The sequence below is a fragment of the Microbacterium sp. ISL-103 genome, from assembly GCF_018613995.1.
In the GTDB taxonomy this organism is placed as follows: Bacteria; Actinomycetota; Actinomycetes; order Actinomycetales; family Microbacteriaceae; genus Microbacterium.
In genome coordinates this window covers 1-1262 of record NZ_JAGGPD010000183.1, presented here as the reverse complement: position 1 = coordinate 1262, position 1262 = coordinate 1, and the positions used below count along the sequence as shown (strand labels likewise).

Here is a 1262-nt window from a genome sequence, read left to right as displayed (position 1 = left end):
GGCACGAACTGCGACCGGAGCAGAATCCGAGTCTCACGCGTGCGCCGGAGCCCCCTCGATCGAGCTGCGGGTGACCCGCTTGCGGAAGATCCAGTAGGTCCACGTCTGGTACGCCAGCACGAGCGGCAGGGCGATCAGGGCGGTCCAACTCATGATCGTCAGCGTATACGGCGTGCTCGATGCGTTCTCGATCGTGAGGCTGAACGCCGGGTCGATCGTCGACGGCATCACGTAGGGGAACAGTGCGGCGAACAGCATCACCACAGCGGATGCCACGGTCACAGCGCCCGCCGTGAAGGCCCGCCCGTCGCGGCCACGCATCGAGAAGACGACCGAGCCGATGAGGGCGAGGGCTGCGACGAGGCCGCATCCGACGACCATCAGCAGGAGCGGAGCGTCGCGCCCCCAGGCGATGCCGATGGTCCAGACCACGGTTCCGGCGGCGGCGAGCACGGTGGGCCCTGCGGCGAGCTTCACCAGGCGACGAGCATCCGCGTGCACCTGTCCGTCGGTCTTGAGCGAGACGAACAGCACGCCGTGCAGGAAGAACAGCAGCAGCGTCGTCACGCCGACGAGCAGCGCGTACGGGTTCAGAAGCGCGAAGAAGCCGCCGACGTAGATGTGGTTCTCATCGATCGCCACCCCCTGCACGATGTTGCCGAAGGCGACGCCCCAGAGCAGGGCCGGCACGGCAGAGCCGATCACGATCATCCGGTCGAAGCCGCGCTTCCACTGCGCGCTCTCGCGCTGGTGCCGGTACTCGAACGACACCCCGCGCAGGATCAGCGCGAGCAGGATCAGCAGCAGCGGCAGATAGAACCCGCTGAACAGCGTCGCGTACCACTCGGGGAACGACGCGAACAGGCACGCGCCGGCGACGATGACCCAGGTCTCGTTGAGATCCCAGATCGGGCCGATCGTATTGATCACCTGACGACGCGAGACGTCGTTCTTGCCGAGGAACGGCAGCGACATGCCCACGCCGAAGTCGAACCCGTCGAGCACGAAGTAGCCGACGAAGAGGAAGGCGACGATCCAGAACCACATGTATTCCATGACTGTTCCCTTTCTCAGTACACGACCGACGGCAACTGGGCCGTCTCCTCGTGGGGCTGCTCTTCGGTGTCGGGGCCCTTCTGGGCCGCGCGGATGATGAGGCGGATCTCGACCACGGCGAGAGCGGCGTAGATCGCGGTGAAGGCGATCAGCGAGATGAGCACCTCGACGCCGCTGACCCCCGGCGAGACGCCGTCTTGCGTGGT

The 1262-nt window shown here is 66.2% G+C and carries 2 protein-coding genes; both read right to left on the bottom strand.

The features are described from left to right. Positions 1–33: 33 nt before the first annotated feature. Positions 34–1056 (bottom strand): cytochrome d ubiquinol oxidase subunit II, encoded by a 1023-nt coding sequence (cydB, locus tag J7E68_RS07655; RefSeq protein ID WP_215171402.1) that lies wholly within the window; start codon positions 1054–1056, stop codon positions 34–36. A gap of 14 nt (positions 1057–1070) precedes the next feature. Continuing rightward, positions 1071–1262 (bottom strand): cytochrome ubiquinol oxidase subunit I (locus J7E68_RS07650; protein ID WP_215171400.1); only part of this gene is annotated, 192 nt, incomplete at its 5' end.

Excerpts from the sequence above, each read along its gene's own strand:
- cydB (WP_215171402.1), bottom strand. The coding sequence starts at position 1,056 with ATGGAATACATGTGGTTCTGGATCGTCGCCTTCCTCTTCGTCGGCTAC.